The organism is Desulfogranum japonicum DSM 18378 (assembly GCF_000429945.1).
Lineage (GTDB): Bacteria > Desulfobacterota > Desulfobulbia > Desulfobulbales > Desulfobulbaceae > Desulfogranum > Desulfogranum japonicum.
In genome coordinates, this window is sequence record NZ_AUCV01000035.1 from 38,394 (window position 1) to 65,101 (window position 26,708).

The window sequence follows — 26,708 nt, forward strand, 5'->3', positions numbered from 1 at the left end:
TCCCAAAAACGAGAATGACCGATATCCTTTTCATTGTTCTGTTCCTCCTCTGGGTTAACGGCCTGCCGCCACTGATGGCGGTACTCTGCAAAAACCGGTGGTCCTGGCCTGTTGATGGAGGATGGTTGTGGTTCGATGGACAACGGATTTTCGGCAGGAACAAAACCGTCCGTGGTGTGCTGGCCAGTATCCTATTCGGCTCTCTTGCCTACCCGCTTCTCGGGCTTTCTCCTTGGCATGCCGCACTCACCGCTGCGCTTGCCATGCTTGGTGACCTGCTCACCAGTTTTACCAAGAGGCGGTTTCCGTTACAAAGCGGTGCCGAAGCTGTTGTCCTTGATCAATTTCTTGAAGCGCTGCTACCGGTCATATTTCTTTATTATCAAAAAAGTTTTCCCACGCTGTACATTCCTGTAATTATGCTGCTTTTTATTTCCATTGCCTATTGTAGCTCACAGCTCTGGCAGCATATAACAATGCGACCGCCTCCTCCCAAATATCCTCGCGTTGTCAAATCCAGTGTCAGGTATCGCGAATGGAAAGCCTGCCACACCCCGCTCGCCAAATGGCATGTCTGGTTCAACCTGACAACTTTTCTCTCAGACCAGATTCTACTTACCCTGCTGTTCAAGGTCACCGGGCTGTACAAAATAGGTATGCGTAACGCCCTGCAAATCAATGTTGAAGAAAAAACCTGGTACTTTTCCACCCTTCCAAAAGAATTCGACGGATTCAGAATACTGTTACTGACCGATCTCCACATGGATGGCCAGGAGGAAATCACCGAAAAAATCATTGAAATAGTGGGAAATATCGAAGCGGACCTTTGCCTCGTCGGAGGCGATATACGGATGAAGACCTATGGTGACAGCAGTCTGTGCATTCAGTATGCAGAAAAGCTTATGCAGAATGTAAACACCGTTCATGGTACGTTTGGCGTACTGGGAAACCATGACTGTATCGAAATGCTTCCCGAACTGGAAGATGCAGGAATAATCATGTTGGTAAACGATTCTGTTCCGATCACCATCAATGATACCCATATCTGGATTATGGGGGTTGACGACCCCCATTATTACCAACTTGCTGATGCCCAAAAAGCAGCTGAGCATGTGCCGGAAAACGCGTTCTCTATTTTTCTTGCCCATTCTCCGGAAGCATTTAAAAGCGCGGCAGACATCAATACAAACCTGTACCTCTGCGGGCACACCCATGGAGGCCAAATATGTCTGAATGACGGCACCCCGATCATCACCAACAGCAGAGCCCCAAGATACACGGCCTCCGGATGCTGGAACTATAAAACCATGCAGGGCTACACCAGCAGGGGAGTTGCTCCTTCATCAATTCCAGTACGATTCAATTGTCCAGGCGAGATCACTCTAATTACTCTGAAATATGCGGATATAATCAACACAGGAACGTGATGCTTCTTTCGTGTTATCACCGTCAATCATAACGGCCAGGCTGGCTGTCCGAGGCGGATCACTGCCAAACGCTTTTCTGTAGTCTGCAACCATATTGACCTGATATTCCCGCCACTGGTTCAGGTTTTCTGTACCCTTGTCCACGGGAATCATTTTGGCCCTGTCTACATAGGCATTGGTTATAATTTCAGGTGAATCAGGGCGATTGGCCCATATATAATTGAGGGAACTATCCGGTGGATATTCTCCATAGAATAATTTTGCTGTTCCATATTGCAGCTGTTTTGTCCAACTGGCTGAATCCGGATCATAGGCAAACATTACATAGAGCCGTGCGGGGTAATCATCCCCTTTCTTTGTGCTGTAATCACCTTTACTGAAAATGCGTTCCACCTTCCAGCGCCATTGCAAGAGCGGATACTCGTACACATCAAACTGTTGCTTGAGAAGCATGGCGGAAGCGCCGCCAGTGGTGGTCATTTCCAGGCAGGTTCCCTCCCCTTCCCGGACAATATTGTACAAAGAATGCTGCTCAATCTTTGGAAAAAGAAATGGTTGCCATCTGTCCAGGGTCTGAAAATCTTCAAAAATGAAATCCCCTTGCTCTGAAGATGCCGGCAAAGTGAAAAAAAACAGCAGAAGAAGCGTATACAGTGAACAAGAGAACACAAATCCGCACAGATCACGTATCATAAATTCCACCCATGAAAGCTCAGAAACATGGCAAAATCATTCATATCAGAAGATGATCTGTACCACGGCTGCAGGCTGGTATAAAAAGGATTACCGGTTTCTTCTGTACTCCCGAAATCTTTATCCATTCCCACAAAAAGATCCAGGCTGGGGAGGGATAATAAAAGCATTTCCCACCATTTAACCGCCCCTTTTACATGCCCTGTCAATGGCCAATCCTGATAGTAGAAACTTGTCTCGTTTCCCTGTTCGGTTTGTAAATGGCGAAGGCTCTTATGGCCGTACACCGATGCGGTCACAAGACTGCGTCCGTTAAGCTGCTGCTGCTCAATAACATGTATTCCCATGATTCTATGCACTCCTGGTCGAATGATTATCTCAATAATCTGTCCAGGTATCAAGGCAGGCAAACGAGCCGGCAAGGTCTCTCCATACACCTGAATTTCCTTTTCAGGCCAGTCCGGAGGATAACTGTCCGCTGGAAGCCAGCCTGTGGGAATACTTACAGCGTAGCATCCGCAGGTATGGACAGTTGTTACCAGGACCACATGTCCCTGTCTGTCCCTTGTCATAACAATAAGCAGGCCAGGATGTTTTCCGGCTGTGAGATAAAACGGAATCAGACTGAAAGGTGTTTTTTCAAAATGAACTCTATAGACGGTATTGGTATAGACACCTTTGTCGGTCTGAAAGCTTGAAGAAGCCACATAGATGGCCGGCTGTGCTGAATTGACCTGGACAACGATGTCTCCATCATCTTCCAAAGCTTCCACAACACCTATTCGGTTATATGCATGTTCACTCTGCAGGGTTGTAAAAACAGGTACCACCTTGCCCTGAAAAGACATTTCGTCCGATTCCAATTGCACGGTCTCATTCAGTACACCTCTTCCGGAAAATGGCGCACAACCGAACATGGACACGGTCAACAACAGGATAAAAACCTGCATGAGATCTGTAAGCTTTCCCACAGTTCTTCTCCCAAGAAAAAGGTGACTGTTCAGTGACAGGGCTGCGTCAAAGGCTCCATATTGTCTGTATTGAGCCATCGGCGCAACGCTGTCACTGAGCTGAGAGACAAGCAAAAGATTGGCTAATTTATTTTTTCCGCGCCCTTAAGCAAGCAGCATAGAGTCCAAAGCCAGTTCCTCTTTCTGTAAAAGATAAAAGCGATCCAGTAAATCTTCTACTGTCAGGCGCTGTTTTTCTTTCCCGGAAACGTCAAATAGTATTTTTCCCTGGTGGAGCATGATTAGCCGATTACCAAAATGCAGGGCATGTTTCATGTTATGGGTTATCATCAGGGTAGTCAAATTCTGTTCCCGGATAATAGTATCAGTGAGGTGAAGTATTTGATTTGCTGTTTTTGGATCAAGTGCAGCTATATGTTCATCAAGAAGCAGTACCGAAGGCTTGAGCATGGTGGCCATGAGCATAGTCAGCGCCTGACGCTGTCCACCCGACAGGAGACCGACTTTGTCCAACAGGCGATTTTCAAGACCTAGATCCAGGTGGAGCAGTTGTTCTCTGAAGAAATCCCTGTCCCGCTTTTTTACTCCTTTCCCAAGTCCTCTGAATTTGCCTCTTCTCAAAGCAAGTGCCATGTTCTGTTCAATGGTTGCAGAAGGACAGGTTCCCAGCAACGGATCCTGAAAAACCCGGGCAATGTATTTTGCCCGCTTATATTCTGGCCATCTGGTTACCTCCTGTCCCTGAATGCTGACAGTTCCCTGGTCAGGAAAAAAACAGCCGGCCATACAGTTAAGTAAGGTAGATTTGCCTGCACCATTGGACCCAATCACGGTAGTAAAATCGCCCTCTTCCAGGTGCAGGTTAATATCATTGAGGGCATGTACCTGGTTCACAGAGTTTTTATGAAAATACAGGTGACAATGCGTGAGACGAATCATCGCTGAATCAACCCCCTTTTAAGATTGGGCGCGATCAGTGCCGAAACCACAAGAAGTGACGTTATCAGATTGAGATCACTTGGATTAAACGAAAAACCACCGATATTGGCAGAAAGGGCAAAAGCTATGGCCAGCCGATATACAACGGAACCAAGAATGGCAGCAAAAAATGCCCGGAAAATGGTCGCTGCCCCGAAAAGAGTCTCACCTATGATGACAGATGCCAGGCCAGCTACAATGGTACCAATCCCCATACCAACATCTGCCGCCCCCTGATTCTGCGCAACCAGTGCACCACACAGGGCAACCAATCCATTGGACAGCCCAACACCCAGAAGAATGATCGAATGGGTATTGACGCCAAGACTTATTATCATTTGCGGATTGTCGCCAGTTGCCAGCATGGCTTGCCCAAGTTCAGTTGACAGAAACCAGATAATGCAGATTGCAATCACACATGCAAACAAACCGAAAGTTACCAGTCCGGAAAGGTGAGCTGGAACCCCGACTTTTGTCAGGCTGTCAAAAACAGTTGGCGTACCCAAAAGAGCTATATTTGGCCCCCCCATGATCCGAATATTCACCGAATACAGGGCAATCATTGTCAAGATGGAGGCGAGAAGATGAAGTATTTTACATTTCGTATTCAGTAACGCCGTCACCATTCCAGCAAGAAATCCTGCGCCTGTTGCCAGAAGAACTGATACAAATGGATTAATTCCATGAGTTATTGCCACGGCAGAAACTGCTGCCCCCAGGGGCAGACTTCCATCCACTGTCAAATCTGGAAAGTCCAGAATACGGAAAGTCAGGTACACGCCCATGACCATGATTCCAAAAACCAGGCCCTGCTCAACGGCACCAATTGCAGCGTATAGAGTCATATCTGTTTATTCATATACCTTTGCAGCTTTTTGGATCAATACTTCAGGCGGAGTTATTCCCATTTTGATCGCATATTGTTTGTTGATATGCAACTGCAAATCCTTTTGAAATTCCACGGGGGTAGTTGCGGGATCAGCTCCCTGTAAAATGCGCAGGGCAAGAGCCCCTGTCTGGTACCCGTGCTTATAATAATCAAATCCCATGGCAGCCACCGCGCCCCGCTCGACGGAATCAACATCTGCAGCAAAAATAGGCAACGTATTTTCAATGCCAATCTTAAGCACAGATTCCAGGGCTGAAATAATGGTATTGTCAGTTGGGATAAAAACTGCATCCACTTTTCCCACCAGACTCTGTGCAGCCTGATACACATCGGCTGTTTTTGATGCCGTGGCCTTAACAAGAGTAAATCCCATGCTTGAACTGAGTTCCTGAATGGAAGCGACTGTGGATTTGGAATTTGCCTCTCCTGCGTTATAGAGTATACCTAATTTCTTTATACCCGGTTTAAATTCCATGATCATGGCTATATGTTCCCTGATGGGCAAGAGATCAGATACCCCTGTTATTTTTCCTCCTGGTTTCTGCAGATCCCTGACCAATCCTGCGGCAATGGGATCTGTTACCGCTGTGAATAAAAAAGGCCGCTGCATATTGCGAGGCGCCCTGGACAGCGCCTGAGCACATGCCTGAGCTGAGGGCGTAGCTATGGCCACCAGCAAATCTGATTCTTCTCCTATCATCTGCTGAGCGATCTGCAGGGCTGTACCCATATTTGCCTGGGCATTGTGCAACTTAAAATCTACCTTGATATCATTATCCCTAAAATAGTCCTCCAACCCTTTCTCCACGGCATCCAATGCAGGATGTTGCACGAACTGATTCACGGAAATGGTGTACGATTCCGCATAAACAGTCTGAACAACTGTGAACAGGCATGTAATAATTAAATACACTATATAGCGCATATATCCTCCATTTTATAAGTAACGGCATATTTTACCCCCAGGTAACTACTCACAGAGGAGACGAATAAGCTTGAAAGTCTCCCATATATATAACGTGTTACAGGGTGCCTGAAATTTTCGCAAGCAGACTGGTGCAGCGTATTGGGTCATACGTAATCCAGGCTGATCACCGAGAGATCGGGGGCACTGTGAGCAGTAACGAAAAAGCAATTTTTCAAGGTGGTCTGAAAGTAAAAAGATTCTTACCAGTATCTATACCAATTTCTTTCATTTTTTCACAGCAGAGAGGGACAAGATGGATTTCCGCACAGAAAAGGATACCATGGGTAAGGTTATGGTACAGGCCGATAAACTCTGGGGAGCCCAGACCCAAAGAAGCCTGGAAAATTTCAGAATCGGTTCAGAAACTATGCCCTCACTTTTTATACACAGTTATGCCCAGCTTAAAAAAGCATGTGCTGTTGTCAATCATTCCATGGGATTACTGGACAAGACAATTACAGCGTATATTGTCCAGGCATGTGATGAAATTATCGAGGGACTCCATGATGATCAGTTTCCTCTTTCTATCTGGCAGACAGGAAGCGGTACCCAGACAAACATGAACCTGAATGAGGTGATTGCCAACAGGGCTTCGCTTCTGGCTGGTGGCCAACTGGATGGAGACAAGCCTGTCCATCCCAATGACCACGTCAACAGGTCACAAAGCTCAAACGATACCTTTCCCACAGTCATGCATATGGCGGCTGTATCAGCCATAGAGCAACAACTCATACCTGTACTGGAAAAGATCCGCTCAACCCTGAAAGAACAGTCTGTACGCTATCAGGATCTGGTTAAAATAGGAAGAACTCATCTCCAGGACGCGACACCGCTCACACTGGGCCAGGAGATCAGTGGTTGGGAGGCCATGATCAAGAGTAGCAGACAGCAGTTGCGGGAGGCTCTGAACCACTTGCAGAATCTAACCATAGGCGGGACAGCCGTGGGCACGGGACTCAATGCTCCTGATGGATTTGGCCTGGCTGTTGTTACCGAACTCAACAGGCAAATGGAAACTTCCTTTTCTACTACTGAAAACACCTTTCATGGCTTGACCAGTCATGACCAGATGGTTTTTGCCCACGGCGCACTGAAAGGGCTGGCTGCAAACATGATGAAAATAGCCAATGATATTCGCTGGCTTGCCAGCGGCCCGCGATGCGGCATAGGCGAGCTTGCCATCCCGGCCAATGAACCAGGAAGCTCCATCATGCCTGGCAAGGTTAACCCGACACAGGCAGAAGCCATGACCATGGTTGCCTGCCAGGTCATGGGTAACGATGCTGCCATAGGTTTTGCCGCCAGCCAGGGAAACTTTCAACTTAATGTGTTCAAGCCGGTTATTCTGTACAACTTCCTGCAGAGCGTTGGGCTGCTGGCTGATGCCATCTCTTCATTTCACGACCATTGCCTGTGGGAAATGGAACCTGTTCCTGAAAAAATAGCGCTAAACCTGAATAATTCACTCATGTTGGTCACAGCCCTCAACCCTTATATCGGCTATGAAAATTCTGCAAAAATTGCCAAACTGGCCTTTGCGAAAAATATATCACTGAAACAGGCAGCCATTGAGCTGGACCTTCTGACAGAAGAACAATTTGAACAATATGTGGATCCACAGAAAATGATGGGCAAAATACGGGATAATACTTAGGATCGCGGAAAATAATAAATATCCAAAAATTGCGCAGGATATGGTTTTGCTAACGTCGTCGCGTCAATGGTTCCATAACGGATAAACTTAAAACTCACCTGTATTTGTAACTGGTTGCAGGGTGCCTGAAATTTTCGAAATCAGGCTGGCACAGCGTATTGGATCATACGTAAGCCAGACTGATCGCGGAAAAAACAGTTACACTGTGAGCAGTTACGATAAAATAATGGTTTTCGATGCTGCGTGGTAAACTCATGTTAGAAACTCTTATTTTGATAAAAGACCGTCTATATACAGACACAAATGAAAGGACCTCTGCCCCTTTCCTTGACTCTATTCATTCTGCCAGTGAGATCTTCAACCTGTTCCAAATCAGTAACAGTTAATCTGTGAGTGCCAATTTGGCTCCTATTCCTGCAAAAAGGACAGCAAAAGCACGTTGGCATCGTTTTATAATTTTAGGCGAATTAACGACATAATACCGAACACTGTTGGCAGAAAAACCGTATAGGATAAAAACGCCTAGTGTCATTCCCATAAATACCAGGCTGAGATATGCCAGTTGTAGCGTAGGGGAACTTGCTGCGGGTGAAACAAAAAGTGGTAAGAATGCAAGAAAAAATATCGATAGCTTGGGGTTTAGGATGTTTATAAGAAAGCCTCTGCAGACGATTTGTCGATATTTTCTTTTAGCGCAGGAGGTATCGAGTTGTAGTACTCCTTTATCCTTCCACATACCCCAGGCAAGATATAAGAGATATAATGCACCTGCAAACTTGATCGCTTGATATGCCAGAGCACTCATATGTAGTATTGTGGATAGTCCAAGTATACTTGCTGATAAGTGCGGGATAATACCCAACGTACATCCTATGGCTGCAGCAATACTCGCTCGCCATCCAAGAAAAAGACCGTTCGATACAGTATAAATCACACCGGTTCCCGGCACCAGAACGACAACCAGTGAAGTTAAGAGGAATTCAGTTGTAATCATTTTGCTTACCTGATGAATGTGTTACTATTATTGAATAATACAGATGTATACTTATACTATTCTGATGCAATCAAACCGAAAGAGTAATTTTGCAACGTTATTATTTTACTTCAAGCCTTATTTTGTGAATTTTGCTGGTCGTTTTTCCAGAAAAGCTGTCATCCCTTCCACCTGGTCTGCACTGGCAAAACACTGACCAAATTGGACCGCTTCATACTGGTTTGCCCTGGCAATATCCATCTGACAACCATTATGTATTGTAGATTTACATATTTTTATTGCCCTGGGGCTTTTACTGTTGATCTTTTGGGCTATGCTTTTGCACGTTAGCATCAATTCATCCAGCGGCACAACACGGTTAACAAGTCCAATACGAAAAGCCTCGGTCGAATCAATGATATCACCTGTATATAATAGTTCACTAGCTATTCCTTTCCCCACCAATCGTGGCAGGCGCTGGGTTCCGCCGAAACCAGGGATTATCCCAAGATTGACCTCGGGTTGCCCGAATTTTGCGTTGGTGGATGCTATTCGGATATCGCAAGCTAATGCGAGCTCACATCCACCGCCTAAAGCAAAACCATTTACCCCTGCAATAACAGGTTGGGATGCGTTTTCTATGGACATCATTACGCTATGCCCTAGATGAGCGAACTCAGCCCCTTCAACAGCATTCATATCTCGCATATATGAAATATCAGCCCCGGCAACAAAAGCTTTTTCTCCGGCCCCTGTTAAAACGACAACCCCTAAGGTATGGTCATAACTAATTTGTTCAAAACATACTTTCAATTCTTGCAAAGTTTCATAATTTAGAGCATTCAGAGATTCTGGGCGATCTATAGTAACCACAGCAATGGCATCGTCTCTCTCAAATCGAATATTTTCATACTCTGTCATGTTTGCACCATCTTTTATTTTTAGAACACAGTTGCTTTGAATCTTTTCAAGTTGTTAACAGGCATAAACGTGATACTGGACAGCGCCACAGGGTATGGTTTCTCCTCATAGCTGTAAACTCAGTTACTCTTGTGATGACAGGAACATAAATGCCAAATAAGATCAAGAAAGATTCTTCGCGCCCCCGGAAGCGCTACTATGGATGCAGCCATAAGCCGGTCGGAGAATTGCCATTTTTTCTCAGGTTACGGCATTATCAGGAAATCAAACATAACCATATAGTTGATATTGTGAGCATTGATTTCCTGAAAATAATACAAATATGGGGAAAAAAAGAGCTTTCCCCGAGAGATTCCCAGGGGGAGATCATCTTAGGACTGCGGAATAAATACATTATTCAGCCAGTATAAAAGCATTGAAACCGTGGATACATGCTGATTAAGTACAATGAGTCAGGAGGGTGAATAACATCATAATCGCCCCTGATACAGTGGAGGTATCCAATAGTTATAGATTTGCTTACATCATGCTACAGGCGATACGTAACTGGTCACAGACTTCATCTTCGTGCGATCGCGATTTCCCGCATAGATAGCCTACCGGAGTCTTCGCTTACCTGCGAAAAAACCGCGTTTGCCCCAATCTAAAGCACCTGCGACCAGCTACAACCCGGAAATAACTGAAATATCATTATTGTTAACCAGGTGATCAGTTACGGCGATACATGCAAAAAATGTCACATCATATGGTCACACCTATCGCTTTTTTCATAATCGTCGGATCCCCCCTTTCCAACCTGCTATTTCCAGTTTTCTTTGATCCACTGAATTGCCTGATCCTGACGGACAAGATCTTCTGGCAAATGGTCATGAATCAACAGCTCGATTTTTTTACCAAAGCTCCTTACGTCCCAAGCTAAGTGAGCTGCTAACCAGTTAATAATAAACAAAACCTCCCAGCCTTCTTTTCTGTTGAAAACAGTAGAATCAGGCTCTCCAGAAACTCGAGGATCATCAGGCTGGTATTCAGACCATTGGTAATGGTAGACAAGATCAGATTGAGTAAAAGTTTCCATATAAACCTCCTGTTGAGATGCATAATAGAAAATCTACTTCTCTTGTATAGGATAAGTACAAAATGAGCATTGTCCTTACAGAGTCAATTTCAATTCAGATAAATACAAAGACGAACCTCGATCTTTCACATGAAAAATTTGGATTAGCTGTTGCGACTTGCTCTTTTATCACTCTTGAGTAACAACATCAGGATAAGACTCGCCCCAATGGAAAGCGAACAGGCAACAACAGTTCCGTGCCATCCATACACAGTCCAAACAGGCCCCAAAATCATGGATGATAGACTGCCGCCTCCGATACAGAAGAAAATATAAAAAGAAGAGGCACTTCCCACAAACTCAGCGGAAACGCTCCTACCTACCAGAAGGAAGATGAGAGGCTGGCAGGTATAAACCGATAAAAACAAAAGAAACAGACCGAGAATAATGAATGGAACATTACTCGCCCAGCCGAGAAGCAGACTGGAAGCAAGGGCAAAACACAAACCAGCAAAAATTATTTTTTCAGAAGGATATTTATGGGATAGATGTCCGGAAAAAGGGGCTACCAATGCGGTGATTCCTGCAAAGCTAATGCAGCCGATTTCGCCAGAGCTGAAAAAAAATGGAGAAAGATTGAGTCGGTAGCTTAAAAAGGTAACCATCCCCAGAAAACCGAAAAAAAGCGTACTGCCAACCAGCATTAATCCCATCGACCTTTTTTGAAAAACCAGCCGGTAGGCCTTTGTATATGCCGTAATGAGAGAGGTTTCTGTTGTGGCTTTCCTGGATCCACTGGGCAAATATACTGCTGCTAGCACCGTGCATATCAGCACAACAATGGCAATAACCTGGTAAGCCCCACTCCAGCCGATCAACGATGTCAACACTCCGCACAGCACTCTCCCCCAGATGACGCCAAGGGTTGCAGCAGCCACAACCGAACCTACGTAAAACCCTTTATTCTTTTCAGGAGCTATCAGTGCCATGCAAGGAAACATAGATGCCGGGATCAGCGCGGCACATATCCCCAGGGGAAACATGCACAGTAAAAAACCGGGATAAGTTCCTACATACGGGGTCATGAAAAGTGTCCCGGCAAGAAGAAGTGCACTATAAAGCGCAATGTACCTTAGATTTCCTTGATCCATAATTGGACCTGCAAGTAAAAACGTTATGGAATAACTCAAGGAAACATAACTAAAAGACAAACGGGCCTCAGGCAGGCTGACGCTAAAAAACTGTGACAGCTCCAAAAGAATTGCCTGGTTCATAAACACTGTTGACACCGCCATCATGACCAATGAACAAATAACGAAAGCTGTCTTTTGTTGTGAAGATTGCATTTTTTCAGGTGTTGGACGTTCGACCGGCATAAAAAAAGGTCAGCCTCTGTGTTGTTTGCCACATAAACAAACAAGTGACGTGGATTGAGAAGGAGTCAGAAGACTTAGGGCCACGGAAAAAATACATTATCCAATCTTGCTAGCCTCTCAACTCGGTAACGTCGTCTCGTCAATGACTCAATACGGCCAGTATGGAATCATTGACGCGACAACGTTACCAGACCGATATCCTACGCAATTTTTGGATATTTATTATTTTCCGCGACCCTTAATTTCTTTTTACAAGCAAAAGATAAAGAAAAATAAAGAGAAAGTATTTTGTCGGATGCACGTTTTTTTGTTAATCCGGCATAATTCCTTTACGGCGAAAGGCTAATGGTGTCTTGCCAAACTGTCGACGAAAGGCTGTTGTGAAATTCGCCTGATCACTGTAACCAACTGTGAGCGCGATATCAGCAAGGCTTTTTTCTGAGAAGACCAGAAGATCACATGCCTGGTGAAGACGGAGTTTACGCAACACGTTGAAAACGGTATTCCCATAGAGTCGCTTAAACCCATCATTGAGTTTGTTGCGGTTTATCCCAACTTTTCGACTCAATTCACAAAGAGAGGGCGGTTCTTCCAAATTATTACGCAATAGGTGGTATGCTTCTCTTACCCGTTCTTCTTCCCGGTGGCTCAGGGAGGACGAAAACGTCTTCTTTTCAAAATCGGAAAGAGCGACTGCTGCAAGTTCCAATGCTTTTGCTTCAAGAAAAACCTGGCGAATCGCACCGTCGTAAGGACAGGCAAGAATCTGCTGCAATATGCCAGAGGTGGTACTGTTAATGTGTGCTTTCCTGTAAAAGCTACTACTGTCTTTTGGCCCGGAATAAAAAGATTGGAAGGACCGAGGAAGCTCCTGGAAGATTTCTCTAAAGACCTTGACTGAAAAATGAACAGATACACCAAGTACCCGCTCTTTTTGGAGCGTTTCAACGATGCAGCGACTCTTTGGAAGGTAGCAGAAGGCATAATCTCCTGGAGACCGTTCGAAGACTTCCGCCCGTTTTCCCGCAGAATATACCGTACTTTTGACGTGATGATTCAGATTAAAACCAAGACTGATTGCCGCATTCTCAGTTTCATGGACCGTTTGTGCATTAATAGAGGGGGGCCTGTCAGAAAAGGACAGTACGAACCCGGGGCGTAATTTGATATCCTTAAATATAAGAGGCTGTTTCGTATCATGGTAGGTGACCGATAAATCCCTTCCAAAGACATTCCGCATTGTTCCGAGACCTGTTTGTGCTAGATCACCAGGTTTCTCCTGCTGGCTGATTTTTCTGATCATGTGGAACCCCTTGTAATAGAATCTCGTTCCTCGATTACATTCGAGGATAAAATTTTGAGCATAACCAAAAAATTGGGCAGCTAAGCGAGGAACGAGACTCCGAAGAGTCCGTTTATGGGCATGCACCAGGAGCCTGTCGGAGAATTGCTATTTTTTCTCAGATTAAGGCATGTTCAAAAAATCAAACACAGCCATATAGTTGATATTGCGAGCATTGATTTTCTAAAAACAACATAAATATGGGGAAAAAGAGCTTTCTCCGACAAACTCCTAGCTGGCTTCCTTTGTGCAAGTTATACCAGACAAAATAAACAAGAAGCAACTCCTCAGGCAATGACCGCCAATCTATGCGTTCCCATAAGCGTGTCGAGTCCAGTATGGAAAGTGTTACCTCCTGCGGGATTGTTCGGCATTACCGAATAGGAGATAACCTAGCACTGCCGATAGCAAGGTCATGAATATCAGGTTCATTATAAGTGACCGGGACGGAATCAAATGGAATGCGGTATTCCGGGTGTTTGCGAGCTTTTGTGCTCCTGTGGATATACGCTTAAGAGATCCGTTAGACGTAGATGATGCCAATCCGTTTGAACTTACTGTAATATTAGCATATCCCTTAATAGGTGTATTTCTGAATGATTTTTTTGTTATTGTCGCACCGTTAGCTCCATAGTCATCTTCTACCTGTAAAGTTACGGTATATGTTGCTGCAGTTGTATAGGTATGGTTGACCGTTCTTCCAGTACCTGTACTGCCATCTCCAAAGTCCCAATAATAGTGCTTTAGGGGTCTTTCAGAATCCGCTGGTTCTTTTACATTAAAGATTACGGTATGAGGTGAAGCTCCCTGATTTGGAGACGCGGTGAAGGAAGCTGTGGGAATTTTTTCTTTAGTTGCTGATGCAGCTACAAGAACATCTGACGACACAATTACTGTTTTTGACATGGTCTTACTATTGGCGCTCAGGTCTCCTTTTACCTGTAAAGTTGCAGTGTATGTTGCCGCAGTTGTATAGGTATGTTTGACCGTTCTTCCAGTACCAGTACTGCCGTCTCCAAAGTTCCAGTAATAGTGTTTTGAAGATTCATCACTCTCAGAGGATGTTGTTACCCTGAAAATTACTGTGGGAGATCCTTGAGTTGTAATGGCTGTAAAAGAGATATCATCCTCTGAGCTGCTTCCTGTAGCTGCAAAAGTAGAAAAAGGTAGTAGGCAAACTATCAGTAATAAAATGTACGTATATCTACAATAGACCATGGTGATCTCCAGTATGGGTTACAGCCTCTATTGATGTGTCGTTCTCGGCCGGCTGTTTACCTGTCTAGTTAGTGCCTGTCCATACATGGTGTTTGCGTCGTCTCGTTCCTCGCTTACCTGCCGACTTTTACGTTATGCTCAAAATGCTATCTTCGAAGGTAAGCGTAACCTCCGATATCAACTATATATTCGGTAAAATTTATCGCATGCTTCGGAGACTACGCGTACCTAAACTTGAGCAAAAATCATCATTTCTGGACAGACACCAGGAGCCAGTCGGAGAATTGCTATTTTTTCTCAGATTAAGGCATGTTCAAGAAATCAAGCGCGGATATACATTTGATATTACTAGTATTATTTTTCTAAAAATAACACAGCATGGGAAAAAGAGATTTCTCCGACAGACTCCTAGTTATTGAATTTTTGTACCTGCTTACACCCTTAAAGCAAATTGTTTGCCTGTTAAGAAAAAAAGCCCTTGAAGCACAAGGGATTCACGATAATTTTCTTTTATTATAAATTGATAGCCTGCCAAAAAAGTGTGCACCGCTTCGCCCGCCACGTATTCGACATTCACCATTACTCCACAATCTGTTGAATCTACCGTAGCAATTTCAAAAGTGATGTCGTCTTTGAGTAACAATGGTACAATCGACACTTTGGCTAAATAGTCAGGCTGCACCAAAGTCTGACGGAGCGCTGCCGGCAGGTACCACTGAAAGTGGTGTTTGAGAGAGACATACCAATGGGAATGATAGAATTGTTTATTGCCGTTCTTTTTCACCGACCTTTTAAATAACCGGGTTCTCAATTTCCTTTCCAAAATATTTTGGAGTATACTACCAAATAATTACCCAGACTTTCTTGTAACTACTCATAAGAGAAGTGACTGAAAATAACAACTTCAATGTATTTACAACTACTTACAAAGATCCAGAGGTTTCCGCAAGCAGACTGGCGTAGCCTATTGGGCCATACGTAAATCAGACTGATCGCGGAAAGGTCAGGTCCGTTGTGAGCAGTTACACTTTCTTGAACATTGACCCGGTTAAATATGGGAACGAATTCTTCACAAAATCAGATTGTCAGGCTGCTCATTGAACAGGGAACCATCACAGAAAAACAATATGAGCATGCACAGCGCGTGCAGAAAAAACTCAGTGTATATCAACCATTACTCAAAGTACTGAAAGAACTGAAATTTATTTCTGATGCTGAAATAAAAGCTACCATCCAGAGTTCATCCAACTCCATCCGTATCGGTGACCTTCTTACAGAACTTGGCTATATATCGGAAGATGACTTGCAAGCCGCTTGTCGAATTCAGGCGGAAAGCAAAGAAAAGCAAAGGCTTGGAACAATTCTGGTAAAGCAGAATTATATAGATGAGCAACTGCTCATAGAAATTCTTTCCATTCAAATGGGCTTTCCCCTTCTGGACCCATCATTGACGGAAATCGACCGGGAACTTTGCCAAAAAATACCAAGCAAAATTTTACGGAGTCACTGCTTCCTGCCGTTAAAAAAGGAAGACAAACATGTTCTTGTTGCTCTTGCCGACCCCCTTGATCAGGACGCCAAAGATGTTGCGAGTCGTTTTCTCGGAGCACCAATAAAACCTGCCTTGAGCCCGAGAATTACCCTGGAAAACCTGATCAACCAGATATGCAAACATCCATCCAGCAGAACAAGGTATTCCGGCATAAAAGCCGGACCTCAATCTGCCGTTGGTATTGTGAACGAAATTATCCTTCAGGCGGTTGCAAACGATGCCAGCGATATCCACATAGAACCCTTACCAGACCGCCTCCAGGTACGTTTCAGGGAGGATGGTGTTCTCGCCCATTACAAAGATTTTCCGCATAATCTAATCCCGCAGATTTCAAGCAGAATCAAAATTATGTGCCAGGCGGATATAGCTGAAAAAAGACGCCATCAGGGAGGCAGAATACTTTTTGAACATGAAGAAGGACAACTGGATCTGCGTGTATCCATATACATAACTGTTCATGGAGAAAAAATTGTTCTTCGTCTCCTGAACAGAAAACAACAGCTTTTTGATATTCAATCCATAGGGCTCTCTCCGAAAATGCTCTCCAGATTCCTTGAAAATGCCGTGTACCAACCCAGTGGTGTTCTTTTGGTGACCGGCCCAACCGGATCTGGTAAGACCTCCACCATCTACAGCTGCATCAATACCCTTAAAAGTCCCAAAGTGAGTATTATTACCGCTGAAGAGCCAGTTGAGTATGTTATTGACGGTATTGCTCAATGCTCCATCGATCCTAAAATTGATCTCACTTTTGAAGAAACCCTACGCCATATCGTCAGACAAGACCCTGATATTATTGTTATTGGTGAAATACGGGATACATACTCAGCTGAAGTGGCTGTCCAGGCTGCTCTCACCGGTCACAAGGTTCTATCCACCTTTCACACGGAAGACAGCATCGGCGGGTTAATCCGGCTGTTGAATATGAACATCGCCCCTTTCCTTGTCTCTTCAACAGTTGTCAGTGTACTGGCCCAGCGCCTTCTGAGAAGAGTCTGCCCGTTTTGTGCAACAGACACCAAGCCCACTCCAGTCCAGTTGCAACGGCTTCGCTGTACACCCGCAGACTTGGAGGGTGCGCATTTTAAAAAAGGAAGAGGCTGTTCAAAATGTAAGCAGACCGGTTACAAAGGAAGAATTGGTGTTTTTGAACTCTTAGTCTTGGACGAACTTGTTCGAAATGCTATCCTTGAACAGAAAACCAGTTACGATATCCGTAACATCAGTATCAAACATTCAGGGTTAATAACATTACTTGAAGACGGCCTCCTCAAAGCAGCTCAGGGAACAACCACCATTGATGAAGTACTGCGCTGTTTACCCAACTTAAGTAATCCCCGATCACTGGGGGAAATTCGTCGTCTATCCGGGTTGTAAAATATGGCAGAAAACTCTTCTTTTATAGACATTCTTAACAAATGTATTGAATCAGATTCGGTGCAACTCCCTGTATTCAATCCAACAGCACTGCGCATACGTGAAGAACTGGCAAAAAAAGAACCTGAAATAAAGGTCATAGAAAAGGTTATAAATTCCGATCAGTCCTTATCCAGTCAGGTTCTTAAGATAGCCAACTCATCTTTTTATAGAGGTCTGGCAGAAATATCCTCCATACGAGGCGCCATCATGCGTCTTGGTATGAGGGAAATTGGCAAAATCGTTCTCATAGCTTCCATCCAGAATACCTTCAAAAGCAAAGATAAATCGTTACACATTATCATGAAGCGGCTGTGGCAGCACTCTGTGGGTTGCGCCTATGGTGCCATGTGGATTACCAGACGCCATGAATACAATATCGCATCTGACCAGGTGTTTTTTGCAGCCCTCTTTCATGATGTTGGAAAGCTATTTATTCTGATGGTTATTGAACACATCAAAAAGAAAAACCCAAAAATACAAATAACTCCTTCACTGCTTAAGGAGTCCATGAAAAGACTGCATAGCTCTGAAGGATTCAAGCTTCTCACGCACTGGAATGTTCCTGAGCAGTTTGCCGTCGTAGCCAGGGATCATCATGATCTCGATGTTCAACAAGACAATGTTCTCTTGCTTATTGTTCGTATGGCCAACATGGTGTGCAACAATCTTGGTATCAGTGTCGACCAGAATGAGTCAATCATGTTGCCTGCAACTCTGGAAGCAAACATACTGAACCTTAGCGAAATTGACATTGCAGAATTGGAGATTTACCTTGAGGATTCCAAAGTCCTTACAGCCTGATGTTTCTTATAGCCGCACAACAATTAACCAACCGTAATAATAAAGCTTTTCAGAAAAAATCCCAAAAAACTCTCTACGGAACCCAGCATATTTTACAGGATGTACTTTGTTGCCGGACAGTTGCAGTTGAACGTAGAGCCTGAGAGACAATGTATAGATGAGTTGGTCAAGTATACCAATGGACACTTTATCTAGCCGAACCATTAGATTTTTCATATATTTTCCATAATAAACAGGGTGTAGACATGGTAATCTACAGTTCCAAAACTGAACAATCCTGGCAAGACGTCATGGCGCGTTCGCCGGAGAAATAAAGAAATGCCCTACAGCATGATCTCCTCCACCCCACCCCCCAACCAACTCTGTTCGCTTCCCTTTGCGCGATTTCAAGCTTTCCTGTATAGTGCGTGTTGCTGAACATATTTAATCCATAGAAAAATACTTTTGGGGGAAACTATGACCATAGATTGGGCCTATCTCAGAAAAGGTTGAGCATCCTGCAAAAAAGCACAGGCTGTGTTTGAGGAGAACAATATTTCCATTACTACCTCGGTAGAAGCACGTAAAGAAAAGATAGAGAGTGAAGCTGCCTGGAAAATACTCAGTGCAGCCAATGAAATAATCATTGGTCGGGGAAAAAAATTCTCATTCTTTCATCCCTCTTCCGATAGCCAGGAAGAAATACTCAAGCAATCCCTGGGCAGGAGCGGCACGCTGCGTGCGCCAACTCTGGTCATTGGCAATATGGTTATAGTCGGGTTTAACGATGAAATGTACAGACAATATGTCAAATAAACAGGAAGAGGAGCGCTCTCCTCTTCAGGAAAATCTTATTACCAGACTGCATGCAATAAAAGAACAGGGACAGTTCCGACAGGTTATACCTCTCAGCCATACAGACAAAGGTTGTATAACCATTGACGATAAACAGTTCCTTAACCTTGCTGGCAACGATTACCTGGGACTTGCCACCAACCGGAATCTGCATCATGAATTTTTTACCGGTTTAAACGAGGATACCATTCTTTCTTCATATGGTATGGGGAGCACTGCCTCCAGGCTGATGACCGGCAACACCAATCCCTATGCCACCCTTGAAAAGCATCTCAAAGAATTATACGCCACTGAATCAGCCCTTGTCTTCAACTCCGGATACCATATCAACATAGGTATATTACCGGCCCTTGCTGAAAAAAAAGATCTTATTTTAGCGGACAAACTCTGCCATGCCAGTCTTATTGACGGTATGCGCCTTTCACGAGCCAAAGTTATCCGCTATCCCCACCTGGATTATGAAGCAATTGAACGTATTCTGCGTACAGAGCGATCAGCGTACAGGCACGTATACATAGTGACAGAATCTATTTTCAGCATGGATGGCGATGAAGCTGACCTGGTTAAACTGGTTGATCTGAAAAATCGCTATACATGCACCCTGTATGTTGACGAGGCTCATGGTGTTGGAATTAGAGGTGCCAGAGGATGCGGTCTTGCAGAGGAACAGGGAATTCAAAACGAAATAGAGCTTCTTACAGGCACTTTTGGTAAAGCCTATGGTGGGCAGGGAGCTTTTGTCGTCTGCACGAAACAGATGGCGGATTTCCTGCTTAATACAGCCCGTTCCCAGATATTCACCACCGGCCTGCCACCGATTTCCGTCCACTGGCTTTGCTTTATTATTGAAAAGATTCCACACCTGCAGGAGCAACGCCGTACTGTTGCCTGTCTCGCTGAACAGCTGCGACAGGAACTTGCGCAGCAGGATCTTCGCACCCATGGGACCAGCAATATTGTCCCTGTCATGATAGGTGACAGCAACCTGGCCATGAACATTGCTGAAAACATGGCTGCTTACGGATTCTGGGTGAAAGCAGTCAGACCGCCAACAGTCCCTGCCAACACATCCAGATTGCGACTCAGCATCAATGCAGCCATGGAGTGGTCGCAACTAGCTCCACTCCCCCAGCATATAGCAAAAGCGTTAAGGGAACATGCGTAGTCAATGGCTCCATAGACACGGTCATGGAGAATGTATTCTCTTCATGACCGGCTGGGGAATGGACCAGCACCCCTTTGCAAGCATACCAACCCAAAAATATGATATCTTTCTGGTGTATGATTACAGGGATATCGACTCATACTTATTACCAGACAAGAAAAACTACGATAAAATCCATCTCATTGCATGGTCCATGGGTGTGTGGGTAGCGGCCCACTGTCTCCATTCGGTGCAGGATATTTTTACCACCCGCATGGCCATAGGGGGCACCTTGGATCCTATTCACAATGAACTGGGAATTCCTCATTCAAGCTACGATTCCATACTCCACAACCTATCCCCAGAAGAATTGGAAAAGTTCTACGGTTCCATGTTTACGGATCAAACTGAGACTCAACGGTTCTTGTCTTCCAGGCCACAACGCGATTTTAAGGATATTTACCAGGAACTACAGGCTTTCAAAGATCACTACCAGGCTGCGGGGACTGCCCTGGATATGTATACCCACAAAATCATAACCAGTCGTGATCGTATTTTTCCCCTGAAAAATCAGATTCGATCCTGGGGAAAACAGGTTGCCCAAAAGGAGAAGGTTCCTCATTTTCCTTTTTTTACCTATGGCTCATGGGATTTTTTGCCCAAATAACTGCCCAGAAACTCAGCGCTTCATTCATTTCATTTTTTCCCACACTACAAGTCAGAAAGAACTACATGTAAAAATAATCATTGCAGGACAAGGATTATTTTAGACCTGTACGAAAGAAAGTAGACAGCAACAAAAAAGTTTGTAATATAATAAATACTTGTGCATATCGATATTTTGAGGGCATGTATACGTTTATACGTATGACGTGTACAATACATTTTTTATACATCCATAAAGAGAAATATATGAAATATTCTATTATATCATTAATATGTCTATTATTTTTAACAAGTACTTGCCTGGCATCAAAAACAGTTATTCAGGCACCAGGGGTAAATATACAATCAGATGGTTCAATTACTGCACCTGGAGTTCAGATAGATCCTGATGGAAAAATATCAGCTCCAGGCGTTACAATCAATACAGATTCTGAACAAGTAGAGACAGCAAATTTAAGCAATTTTACCATCACCAGTGATAATAATGATCAAAAGATTCCGATGGATAAAGGAAATCTCATTATTTCAGGAAGTAATAATGATGTAAAGATTGAGGGAACCGTTGTTAGTATAACTATCACAGGAGATAACAACGATATTCAATATCCAGAGTTGGATAATGATGAAGTACAAATCATTAATACCGGATCAAATAACGATCTGACAAAATATTAAAAACATCGTAATTACGTAACTGATCACGAGGTTAACACCACTGATATTTCAATTAGTTCTGAGTCGTAACTGGTCACAAGTGCTTCAAATTTGTGCAAGCGCGGTTTTTCGCAGGTAAGCGTCAATGATTCCATACTGGCCGTATTGAACCATTGACGCTACGACGTTACCGAGTTGAGAGACAAGCAAGATTGGATAATTTATTTTTTCCGCACCCCTAACTACTCCTAGGCCAAGTGACTAAACCTGACAAACGTCTCGTCTTTGTAACTGTTTACAAGGTGCCTGAGTTTTTTATACGCAAGTTGGCTTACGTTACGTATAGAACCATACGTAACGTAAGCCAGACTTACCATGAAAAGATCAGGCCACTGTAAGCAGTTCCGAAACATTAGCCCAAGTACAGGAGAGTCTCTTCTCCTGTCTTAAGAAAACGGATCTACATGTATTCAGCTCAATTTTTAGAATAATTACTCTTTTCCGCTCTTCCTATATTTGTTCCTCATCTTCGCTACCCCCATCTTACCAACACACAAGACACTAAATATAGTACATCCATCAGTTTACAAAAACTCAATGACTGCCTGGCAGGGTCGATTTACAGTGCAGAGGCATGTTACAATATTGAATTATATCGCCTGCGACCAATAATCTAAACACTCTCGTAAAGAGTTGGAGTACAAGGTGTTTTTTCTTGATATATTAATAAGTTATCACCATTGTCCACAAACAGACAAAAAGGTCTCTAACAACACATCTTGCTACATCCTTACATTTCTGAAAAAATACACACTCTAACCATTGTAGATATTACAGGAATGTGCTAAAAGGGAAAAGTTATCTTGTTATTGGGAGGAATGATGAGATAACGTGTTCAACTTCATCACGAAAAAAACATCAACACCCTGAAATTCGGGGTATTACTTTATGCAGAGAAAAGGAAAACCGGACATAAAAAAATGCCGGTCGAAAAATCGACCGGCAAAAACAGAATTTGTGGCGGAGAGAGAGGGATTCGAACCCTCGGTGGAGTATAAGCCCCACACTCGCTTAGCAGGCGAGCACCATCGGCCAACTCGGTCATCTCTCCACAACTGGTCTGATACATTTATTATGGCGGAGGGAGTAGGATTCGAACCCACGGTACTTTCGTACAACGGTTTTCAAGACCGCCGCCTTAAACCACTCGGCCATCCCTCCAATGTGAACGAGTAAATAACATTTCAGGAAAGCACTGTCAACACTCTCCTCACACTAAATAATACATGAAACAAAAAAATACACAAAATACTGAGCAGCAGGATCTTGAATTACTCAATATGACCTGCCTGTATGAAATTACCAAGCATCTGGCATCGGCAACCAATCTTCAAGATTGCCTGGAAAAGGTGATGTCAGCGCTTGCCAAGAGAAAAAACATGGATAATGGTACGGTATCCATTATCAACCCTAATACCGGAGAGCTTGAAATTGAAGTGGCTCACGGGATTACCGCTGAGGCGAGAAAGCGAGGTCGCTACAAACTCGGAGAAGGTATTACCGGTAAAGTTGTAGCCACCGGTGAACCTATCATCGTACCCCAAATTGGAGACGAGCCATTATTTCTTAACCGAACAAGAACACGAGGGGATGAACGTAAAAAGAAAAGTTCTTTTCTCTGTGTGCCTATTTTAACCAGGAATCAATCCATTGGTGCTTTATCCATAGACAGGGTTTATGAAGACAATTTTGGAAATGAAGCTGAACAGGATCTTCGTTTTTTGACAATTACCTCAGGTTTGATTTCCCAGACCGTAGAACGCATCCAAAAAGTTAATGAAGAACAGGAAGCCTTACGTCAGGAAAACACCAGATTAAAAAGAGAACTGTCAGCAAAAAACCGTATTGAAGAAATAGTTGGTAATTCCTCACGCATGCAGGAAGTCTTCGATATGGTTCACAGAGTAGCGGATTCCAATGCAACCGTACTGCTGAGAGGCGAGTCAGGTACAGGGAAAACTCTTGTTGCAAAAGCTTTGCACCACAATTCCAGCCGTGCTTCAGGTCCATTTGTGGTGGTTAACTGCTCTGCACTTCCTGAAACACTCCTTGAAAGCGAACTTTTTGGTCATGAAAAAGGTGCATTTACAGGTGCCACAGAAACAAAACAAGGCCGTTTTGAATTAGCCACCGGTGGAACACTGTTTCTTGATGAAATAGGTGAAATAAGTCCCAGTGTACAGGTTAAACTACTCAACGTTATTCAGGAACGTACCTTTCAACGACTGGGTTCCAGTAAAACCCTGACCTCTGATATCCGGCTGGTTGCTGCGACAAATCGAAATCTTGAAACAGCTGTAAAAGAAGGTAATTTTCGGGAGGATCTCTACTATCGACTTAATGTTTTTCCAATTTATCTTCCACCTCTTCGAGAAAGACGGACTGACATTCTCTTGTTGGCAGAATATTTTCTGGAAAAATATTCTCTTGAAAACGGAAAACAGATCAAACGAATATCCACCCCGGCCATAGACATGATTGTACAATATCATTGGCCAGGTAATGTCCGGGAGTTACAGAACTGTATTGAACGCGCTGTCCTTATTTGCGACGGTTCTGCCATCAAGTCCATACACTTGCCACCTTCACTGCAAAGTTCGGACGGCGATCAAATCGATAAACCACTCTCGCTGGCAACTGCAGTTGAAAATTTTGAGAGAGAACTTATCATTGATGCGTTGAAAAAAAATAACGGCAACCAGACAAAAGCCGCTAAAAGTCTTGATACCAGTTTGCGTATCATCAACTATAAAATTCATGGATACAGCATAGATCCAAAACAATTCAAGGTCAGATAATGCATATCCTTCTTCATGTATGCTGTGGACCTTGCACAGTTTATCCTCTGGAGCAATTGCGGCAAGATGGTCACACTGTAACTGGATATTTTTTCAACCCAAACATCCATCCCTACAGGGAATTTAAACGGCGCATAGCTGCCCTGCGGCAGTTTGCAGAGCTCACTGATTTTAATGTTGAAATTGATACCCGCTATGGACTGAGCGAATTTTTACGGCAAGTAGTTTTTAAGGAGCAGGCTAGATGTTCGATCTGCTATGACATGCGACTTTCCCATGTTGCTATGAAAGCAGCAGAACATCAAGCAGATGCTTTTACAACAACACTACTGTATTCAAAATACCAGCAACATTCCCTGCTTAAAAAAAAGGGGAAAGAATATGCTGACGCCAATAACACATCTTTTTATTATCAAGATTTCAGAGAAGGCTGGCAACAAGGAATAGAGCAATCCATTGCCATGGATTTGTATAGACAGCCTTACTGTGGCTGCATATATTCCGAGCAGGAACGATATGATAAAAAACTCAGAAAATCAAACCATAGTGCACTGTCAAAATAAAAGGAAAATGACATGGAAAATATAATTGTTCTGGCAACCGGTAATAAAAATAAACTTGAAGAGATTCGCAATCTACTCAAAGATACTCCTGTTGCCATTCGTTCCCTTGCTGATTTCGGCCCCATGCCTGAAGCAATTGAAGATGGGGAAACCTTTGATGACAATGCATATAAAAAAGCGATTCACTATTCAAAAATGCTTGGTCTCCCCTGTCTTGCGGATGACTCAGGCCTTGTAGTGGAAGCTTTGGATGGCCGACCAGGAGTGTATTCTGCAAGGTATGCCGGAGAAAAAGCCTCTGACTGGGATAATTGTGAAAAACTTTTAAAGGAAATGGAAGGAGTCACAGACAGAAAAGCCTCTTTTGTCTGCGTTCTTTCCCTGGCCACTCCAAAAGGCCCTGCCCTTACCTGGGAGGGGAAGTGTAATGGTGAAATTATTACCGAAAGAAAAGGCGAATCAGGATTTGGATATGACCCTATCTTTTTTTCACCTGAAGCAGGGAAAACCTTTGCTGAACTTAGTATGGAAGAGAAGGCTTCACTGAGCCACAGAGGTAAAGCTCTGGAAGAATTTGTCTCTGAAATAGATAAAATACAGATATGGCTAAAACAGCGCATGGATGAAATAAAACCACCAAAACCAGATCACACTGAATTTTTAGATAATGATTGGTCACAGGAACGATGGAGTAAAGGGTAATTCCAAACCTTGTTAGGAGTCTGTCGGAGAAAGCTCTTTTCCTCCATATTTGTGTTATGTTAAGAAAATAAATACTTGCAGTGCTTGAGTTCTTGAAAAAGCTTGAATCTAAGAAAAAATTGCAATTCTCCAACAAACTCCTAGTGCAACAGCAAGGTTGCTTTCTATCAAAGATCTATGGGAAAGATTCACATTACCCGGCTACGGCTCGGTAGCTCGTGGGACGCGCCAAGTGTGTGCCCCGCATGCCTGGTGGTATGGGGGAGAGACTCCTCCGGGTGCCCAATTAGTAACTGATCACGGGGTTAAGAACACTGGTATTTCAATTAGTTCTGAGTTGTAACTGGTCACAGGTGCTTCAGATTTGGACAAACGCGGTTTTTTCGCAGGTAAGCGAAGATTCCGGTAGGCTATCTATGCGGGAAACCGCGATCGTGCAAAGATGGAGTACCTGCCAGCAGTTACCCAAATTAGCGTATTTTATATGATGAGACTGAATACATTCGAAATATTATTGCCAATTATATTTATGTTTTGACGAATTAATTTCATAAGTATCCCCCTGATAGACCTGCATAAAAACTTTTTCATGCTCGGGGTACCAAGTAATAAAGTGACACTGACTTCGAGCCTCATCATTATCTTTTATCTTATTGTTGTTTTCATCTTTCCAAAATCTCATATCTGTCATGTAATAATCTTCCTTTTTTTTGGTTCCTCGCTGTTTCCTGTGGGTAATGCTTGCTTAGCCACCGCCTATCGTGGTATCCCGTTTTCATTATGAGAGATATAGAACTTTTCCAAATGGCCCTTGGTTTAACTCCACCTTGGCAGGTGTCCTCCTCAGAGCTCGACCTGGATAAGAAACGAGTAGATATTTATATCAGCTTTCAACGAGGAAGCACGTTTACCTGCCCTAAATGCGGTGAACAACACGAGCTGAAAGCTTATGACACCAAGGAGTTCACCTGGCGTCATCTGAATTTTTTTCAGCATGAAGCATATTTAACAGCAAAGGTTCCGCGTGTTAAATGCCCTCAGTGCGGTTTTCA

At 43.7% G+C, this 26,708-nt stretch carries 25 protein-coding genes, 2 tRNA genes and 1 pseudogene; 13 read left to right on the top strand and 15 right to left on the bottom strand.

What is annotated here, in order from left to right:
* Positions 1–14 precede the first annotated feature (14 nt).
* Positions 15–1,427, top strand: coding sequence for a CDP-archaeol synthase (locus G493_RS0115875; protein WP_028581187.1), 1,413 nt, complete (start codon positions 15–17; stop codon positions 1,425–1,427).
* On the opposite strand, the gene G493_RS29640 is transcribed toward G493_RS0115875, so the two are convergent.
* From G493_RS29640 to G493_RS0115900, 5 genes are all read right to left on the bottom strand, one after another.
* Positions 1,383–2,120: a DUF3047 domain-containing protein gene (locus G493_RS29640; protein WP_051309367.1), complete on the bottom strand. Its 738-nt coding sequence runs from the start codon at positions 2,118–2,120 to the stop codon at positions 1,383–1,385. The genes G493_RS0115875 and G493_RS29640 overlap by 45 nt on opposite strands.
* Complete coding sequence (locus G493_RS0115885) at positions 2,117–3,169, bottom strand: hypothetical protein (RefSeq protein ID WP_153306548.1); 1,053 nt, start codon at positions 3,167–3,169, stop codon at positions 2,117–2,119. The genes G493_RS29640 and G493_RS0115885 overlap by 4 nt, the downstream gene beginning before the upstream one ends.
* Before the next feature lie 66 nt (positions 3,170–3,235).
* Positions 3,236–4,030: an ABC transporter ATP-binding protein gene (locus tag G493_RS0115890; RefSeq protein WP_028581189.1), complete on the bottom strand. Its 795-nt coding sequence runs from the start codon at positions 4,028–4,030 to the stop codon at positions 3,236–3,238.
* Positions 4,027–4,914: an ABC transporter permease gene (locus G493_RS0115895; RefSeq protein WP_028581190.1), complete on the bottom strand. Its 888-nt coding sequence runs from the start codon at positions 4,912–4,914 to the stop codon at positions 4,027–4,029. The genes G493_RS0115890 and G493_RS0115895 overlap by 4 nt, the downstream gene beginning before the upstream one ends.
* Positions 4,915–4,920: 6 nt before the next feature.
* The gene (locus G493_RS0115900) at positions 4,921–5,883 is read right to left on the bottom strand and encodes an ABC transporter substrate-binding protein (protein ID WP_028581191.1); all 963 of its coding nucleotides are present in this window, start codon (positions 5,881–5,883) and stop codon (positions 4,921–4,923) included.
* Between the two features lie 295 nt (positions 5,884–6,178).
* On the opposite strand from G493_RS0115900, the gene fumC reads away from it, so the two are divergent.
* Positions 6,179–7,579, top strand: coding sequence for a class II fumarate hydratase (fumC, locus tag G493_RS0115905; protein WP_028581192.1), 1,401 nt, complete (start codon positions 6,179–6,181; stop codon positions 7,577–7,579).
* A gap of 382 nt (positions 7,580–7,961) precedes the next feature.
* Here fumC and G493_RS0115915 read toward each other — a convergent pair whose 3' ends face one another.
* Complete coding sequence (locus tag G493_RS0115915) at positions 7,962–8,573, bottom strand: LysE family translocator (RefSeq protein WP_028581193.1); 612 nt, start codon at positions 8,571–8,573, stop codon at positions 7,962–7,964.
* A gap of 117 nt (positions 8,574–8,690) precedes the next feature.
* Complete coding sequence (locus G493_RS0115920) at positions 8,691–9,473, bottom strand: enoyl-CoA hydratase-related protein (RefSeq protein ID WP_028581194.1); 783 nt, start codon at positions 9,471–9,473, stop codon at positions 8,691–8,693.
* 149 nt (positions 9,474–9,622) lie between these two features.
* Here G493_RS0115920 and G493_RS0115925 point away from each other — a divergent pair, with 149 nt between their 5' ends.
* Positions 9,623–9,883: a hypothetical protein gene (locus tag G493_RS0115925; RefSeq protein ID WP_028581195.1), complete on the top strand. Its 261-nt coding sequence runs from the start codon at positions 9,623–9,625 to the stop codon at positions 9,881–9,883.
* A gap of 389 nt (positions 9,884–10,272) precedes the next feature.
* On the opposite strand, the gene G493_RS0115930 is transcribed toward G493_RS0115925, so the two are convergent.
* The 5 genes from G493_RS0115930 to G493_RS0115955 form a co-directional block, all read right to left on the bottom strand.
* Positions 10,273–10,548 (bottom strand): hypothetical protein, encoded by a 276-nt coding sequence (locus tag G493_RS0115930; RefSeq protein WP_028581196.1) that lies wholly within the window; start codon positions 10,546–10,548, stop codon positions 10,273–10,275.
* A gap of 143 nt (positions 10,549–10,691) precedes the next feature.
* Positions 10,692–11,903 (bottom strand): MFS transporter, encoded by a 1,212-nt coding sequence (locus G493_RS0115935; protein ID WP_028581197.1) that lies wholly within the window; start codon positions 11,901–11,903, stop codon positions 10,692–10,694.
* Positions 11,904–12,213: 310 nt separating this feature from the next.
* Complete coding sequence (locus G493_RS32355) at positions 12,214–13,206, bottom strand: helix-turn-helix domain-containing protein (RefSeq protein WP_051309369.1); 993 nt, start codon at positions 13,204–13,206, stop codon at positions 12,214–12,216.
* A gap of 387 nt (positions 13,207–13,593) precedes the next feature.
* Positions 13,594–14,463 (bottom strand): PKD domain-containing protein, encoded by an 870-nt coding sequence (locus G493_RS0115950; protein WP_028581198.1) that lies wholly within the window; start codon positions 14,461–14,463, stop codon positions 13,594–13,596.
* 433 nt (positions 14,464–14,896) lie between these two features.
* Positions 14,897–15,274 (bottom strand): hypothetical protein, encoded by a 378-nt coding sequence (locus G493_RS0115955; RefSeq protein ID WP_161629837.1) that lies wholly within the window; start codon positions 15,272–15,274, stop codon positions 14,897–14,899.
* Between the two features lie 243 nt (positions 15,275–15,517).
* Between G493_RS0115955 and G493_RS0115960 the strand changes: the two genes are divergently transcribed.
* The 6 genes and pseudogenes from G493_RS0115960 (at position 15,518) to G493_RS0115990 (ending at position 21,554) form a co-directional block, all read left to right on the top strand.
* Positions 15,518–17,392 carry a GspE/PulE family protein gene (locus G493_RS0115960; protein ID WP_051309371.1) on the top strand — a complete coding sequence of 625 codons (1,875 nt, stop codon included), beginning with the start codon at positions 15,518–15,520 and terminating at the stop codon, positions 17,390–17,392.
* A 3-nt stretch (positions 17,393–17,395) separates the two neighbouring features.
* A complete protein-coding gene (locus tag G493_RS0115965; RefSeq protein ID WP_028581201.1) occupies positions 17,396–18,235 on the top strand; it encodes an HDOD domain-containing protein in 840 nt (279 codons plus the stop codon).
* Between the two features lie 507 nt (positions 18,236–18,742).
* Positions 18,743–19,030 (top strand): annotated as a pseudogene (locus tag G493_RS0115975) (ArsC family (seleno)protein); the annotation flags it as partial.
* Positions 19,020–20,234, top strand: coding sequence for an aminotransferase class I/II-fold pyridoxal phosphate-dependent enzyme (locus G493_RS0115980; RefSeq protein WP_051309374.1), 1,215 nt, complete (start codon positions 19,020–19,022; stop codon positions 20,232–20,234). The pseudogene G493_RS0115975 and the gene G493_RS0115980, both read left to right, overlap by 11 nt.
* The gene (locus G493_RS0115985) at positions 20,227–20,880 is read left to right on the top strand and encodes a pimeloyl-ACP methyl esterase BioG family protein (RefSeq protein WP_084813616.1); all 654 of its coding nucleotides are present in this window, start codon (positions 20,227–20,229) and stop codon (positions 20,878–20,880) included. The genes G493_RS0115980 and G493_RS0115985 overlap by 8 nt, the downstream gene beginning before the upstream one ends.
* 245 nt (positions 20,881–21,125) lie before the next feature.
* On the top strand, positions 21,126–21,554 hold the full coding sequence (locus G493_RS0115990; RefSeq protein ID WP_028581205.1) for a DUF3060 domain-containing protein: 429 nt from the start codon (positions 21,126–21,128) through the stop codon (positions 21,552–21,554).
* Between the two features lie 997 nt (positions 21,555–22,551).
* On the opposite strand, the gene G493_RS0115995 is transcribed toward G493_RS0115990, so the two are convergent.
* Together G493_RS0115995 and G493_RS0116000 are read right to left on the bottom strand one after the other, a co-directional pair.
* Positions 22,552–22,644, bottom strand: a tRNA-Ser gene (locus G493_RS0115995).
* 24 nt (positions 22,645–22,668) lie between these two features.
* Positions 22,669–22,754: transfer RNA gene (locus G493_RS0116000), tRNA-Ser, on the bottom strand.
* A 65-nt stretch (positions 22,755–22,819) separates the two neighbouring features.
* On the opposite strand from G493_RS0116000, the gene G493_RS0116005 reads away from it, so the two are divergent.
* Genes G493_RS0116005 through G493_RS0116015 form a run of 3 tightly spaced genes read left to right on the top strand, consistent with a single transcriptional unit; the run spans position 22,820 to position 25,656 of the window.
* Positions 22,820–24,391, top strand: a complete 1,572-nt coding sequence (locus G493_RS0116005) for a sigma-54-dependent Fis family transcriptional regulator (RefSeq protein WP_028581206.1) — start codon at positions 22,820–22,822, stop codon at positions 24,389–24,391.
* Complete coding sequence (locus G493_RS0116010) at positions 24,391–24,954, top strand: epoxyqueuosine reductase QueH (protein WP_028581207.1); 564 nt, start codon at positions 24,391–24,393, stop codon at positions 24,952–24,954. The genes G493_RS0116005 and G493_RS0116010 overlap by 1 nt, the downstream gene beginning before the upstream one ends.
* Before the next feature lie 12 nt (positions 24,955–24,966).
* Complete coding sequence (locus G493_RS0116015) at positions 24,967–25,656, top strand: XTP/dITP diphosphatase (RefSeq protein ID WP_028581208.1); 690 nt, start codon at positions 24,967–24,969, stop codon at positions 25,654–25,656.
* A gap of 511 nt (positions 25,657–26,167) precedes the next feature.
* On the opposite strand, the gene G493_RS0116020 is transcribed toward G493_RS0116015, so the two are convergent.
* Complete coding sequence (locus tag G493_RS0116020) at positions 26,168–26,347, bottom strand: hypothetical protein (RefSeq protein ID WP_028581209.1); 180 nt, start codon at positions 26,345–26,347, stop codon at positions 26,168–26,170.
* 89 nt (positions 26,348–26,436) lie between these two features.
* Between G493_RS0116020 and G493_RS0116025 the strand changes: the two genes are divergently transcribed.
* The coding region (locus G493_RS0116025) for a transposase family protein (protein WP_161629838.1) at positions 26,437–26,708 on the top strand (272 nt) is incomplete at its 3' end.

What these genes read in the sequence shown, in the direction of transcription:
- G493_RS0115875 (WP_028581187.1), top strand. Translation starts at nt 15, where the DNA reads ATGACCGATATCCTTTTCATTGTTCTGTTCCTCCTCTGGGTTAACGGC.
- G493_RS29640 (WP_051309367.1), bottom strand. Translation starts at nt 2,120, where the DNA reads ATGATACGTGATCTGTGCGGATTTGTGTTCTCTTGTTCACTGTATACG.
- G493_RS0115885 (WP_153306548.1), bottom strand. Translation starts at nt 3,169, where the DNA reads ATGGCTCAATACAGACAATATGGAGCCTTTGACGCAGCCCTGTCACTG.
- G493_RS0115890 (WP_028581189.1), bottom strand. Translation starts at nt 4,030, where the DNA reads ATGATTCGTCTCACGCATTGTCACCTGTATTTTCATAAAAACTCTGTG.
- G493_RS0115895 (WP_028581190.1), bottom strand. Translation starts at nt 4,914, where the DNA reads ATGACTCTATACGCTGCAATTGGTGCCGTTGAGCAGGGCCTGGTTTTT.
- G493_RS0115900 (WP_028581191.1), bottom strand. Translation starts at nt 5,883, where the DNA reads ATGCGCTATATAGTGTATTTAATTATTACATGCCTGTTCACAGTTGTT.
- fumC (WP_028581192.1), top strand. Translation starts at nt 6,179, where the DNA reads ATGGATTTCCGCACAGAAAAGGATACCATGGGTAAGGTTATGGTACAG.
- G493_RS0115915 (WP_028581193.1), bottom strand. Translation starts at nt 8,573, where the DNA reads ATGATTACAACTGAATTCCTCTTAACTTCACTGGTTGTCGTTCTGGTG.
- G493_RS0115920 (WP_028581194.1), bottom strand. Translation starts at nt 9,473, where the DNA reads ATGACAGAGTATGAAAATATTCGATTTGAGAGAGACGATGCCATTGCT.
- G493_RS0115925 (WP_028581195.1), top strand. Translation starts at nt 9,623, where the DNA reads ATGCCAAATAAGATCAAGAAAGATTCTTCGCGCCCCCGGAAGCGCTAC.
- G493_RS0115930 (WP_028581196.1), bottom strand. Translation starts at nt 10,548, where the DNA reads ATGGAAACTTTTACTCAATCTGATCTTGTCTACCATTACCAATGGTCT.
- G493_RS0115935 (WP_028581197.1), bottom strand. Translation starts at nt 11,903, where the DNA reads ATGCCGGTCGAACGTCCAACACCTGAAAAAATGCAATCTTCACAACAA.
- G493_RS32355 (WP_051309369.1), bottom strand. Translation starts at nt 13,206, where the DNA reads ATGATCAGAAAAATCAGCCAGCAGGAGAAACCTGGTGATCTAGCACAA.
- G493_RS0115950 (WP_028581198.1), bottom strand. Translation starts at nt 14,463, where the DNA reads ATGGTCTATTGTAGATATACGTACATTTTATTACTGATAGTTTGCCTA.
- G493_RS0115960 (WP_051309371.1), top strand. Translation starts at nt 15,518, where the DNA reads ATGGGAACGAATTCTTCACAAAATCAGATTGTCAGGCTGCTCATTGAA.
- G493_RS0115965 (WP_028581201.1), top strand. Translation starts at nt 17,396, where the DNA reads ATGGCAGAAAACTCTTCTTTTATAGACATTCTTAACAAATGTATTGAA.
- G493_RS0115980 (WP_051309374.1), top strand. Translation starts at nt 19,020, where the DNA reads ATGTCAAATAAACAGGAAGAGGAGCGCTCTCCTCTTCAGGAAAATCTT.
- G493_RS0115985 (WP_084813616.1), top strand. Translation starts at nt 20,227, where the DNA reads ATGCGTAGTCAATGGCTCCATAGACACGGTCATGGAGAATGTATTCTC.
- G493_RS0115990 (WP_028581205.1), top strand. Translation starts at nt 21,126, where the DNA reads ATGAAATATTCTATTATATCATTAATATGTCTATTATTTTTAACAAGT.
- G493_RS0116005 (WP_028581206.1), top strand. Translation starts at nt 22,820, where the DNA reads ATGAAACAAAAAAATACACAAAATACTGAGCAGCAGGATCTTGAATTA.
- G493_RS0116010 (WP_028581207.1), top strand. Translation starts at nt 24,391, where the DNA reads ATGCATATCCTTCTTCATGTATGCTGTGGACCTTGCACAGTTTATCCT.
- G493_RS0116015 (WP_028581208.1), top strand. Translation starts at nt 24,967, where the DNA reads ATGGAAAATATAATTGTTCTGGCAACCGGTAATAAAAATAAACTTGAA.
- G493_RS0116020 (WP_028581209.1), bottom strand. Translation starts at nt 26,347, where the DNA reads ATGACAGATATGAGATTTTGGAAAGATGAAAACAACAATAAGATAAAA.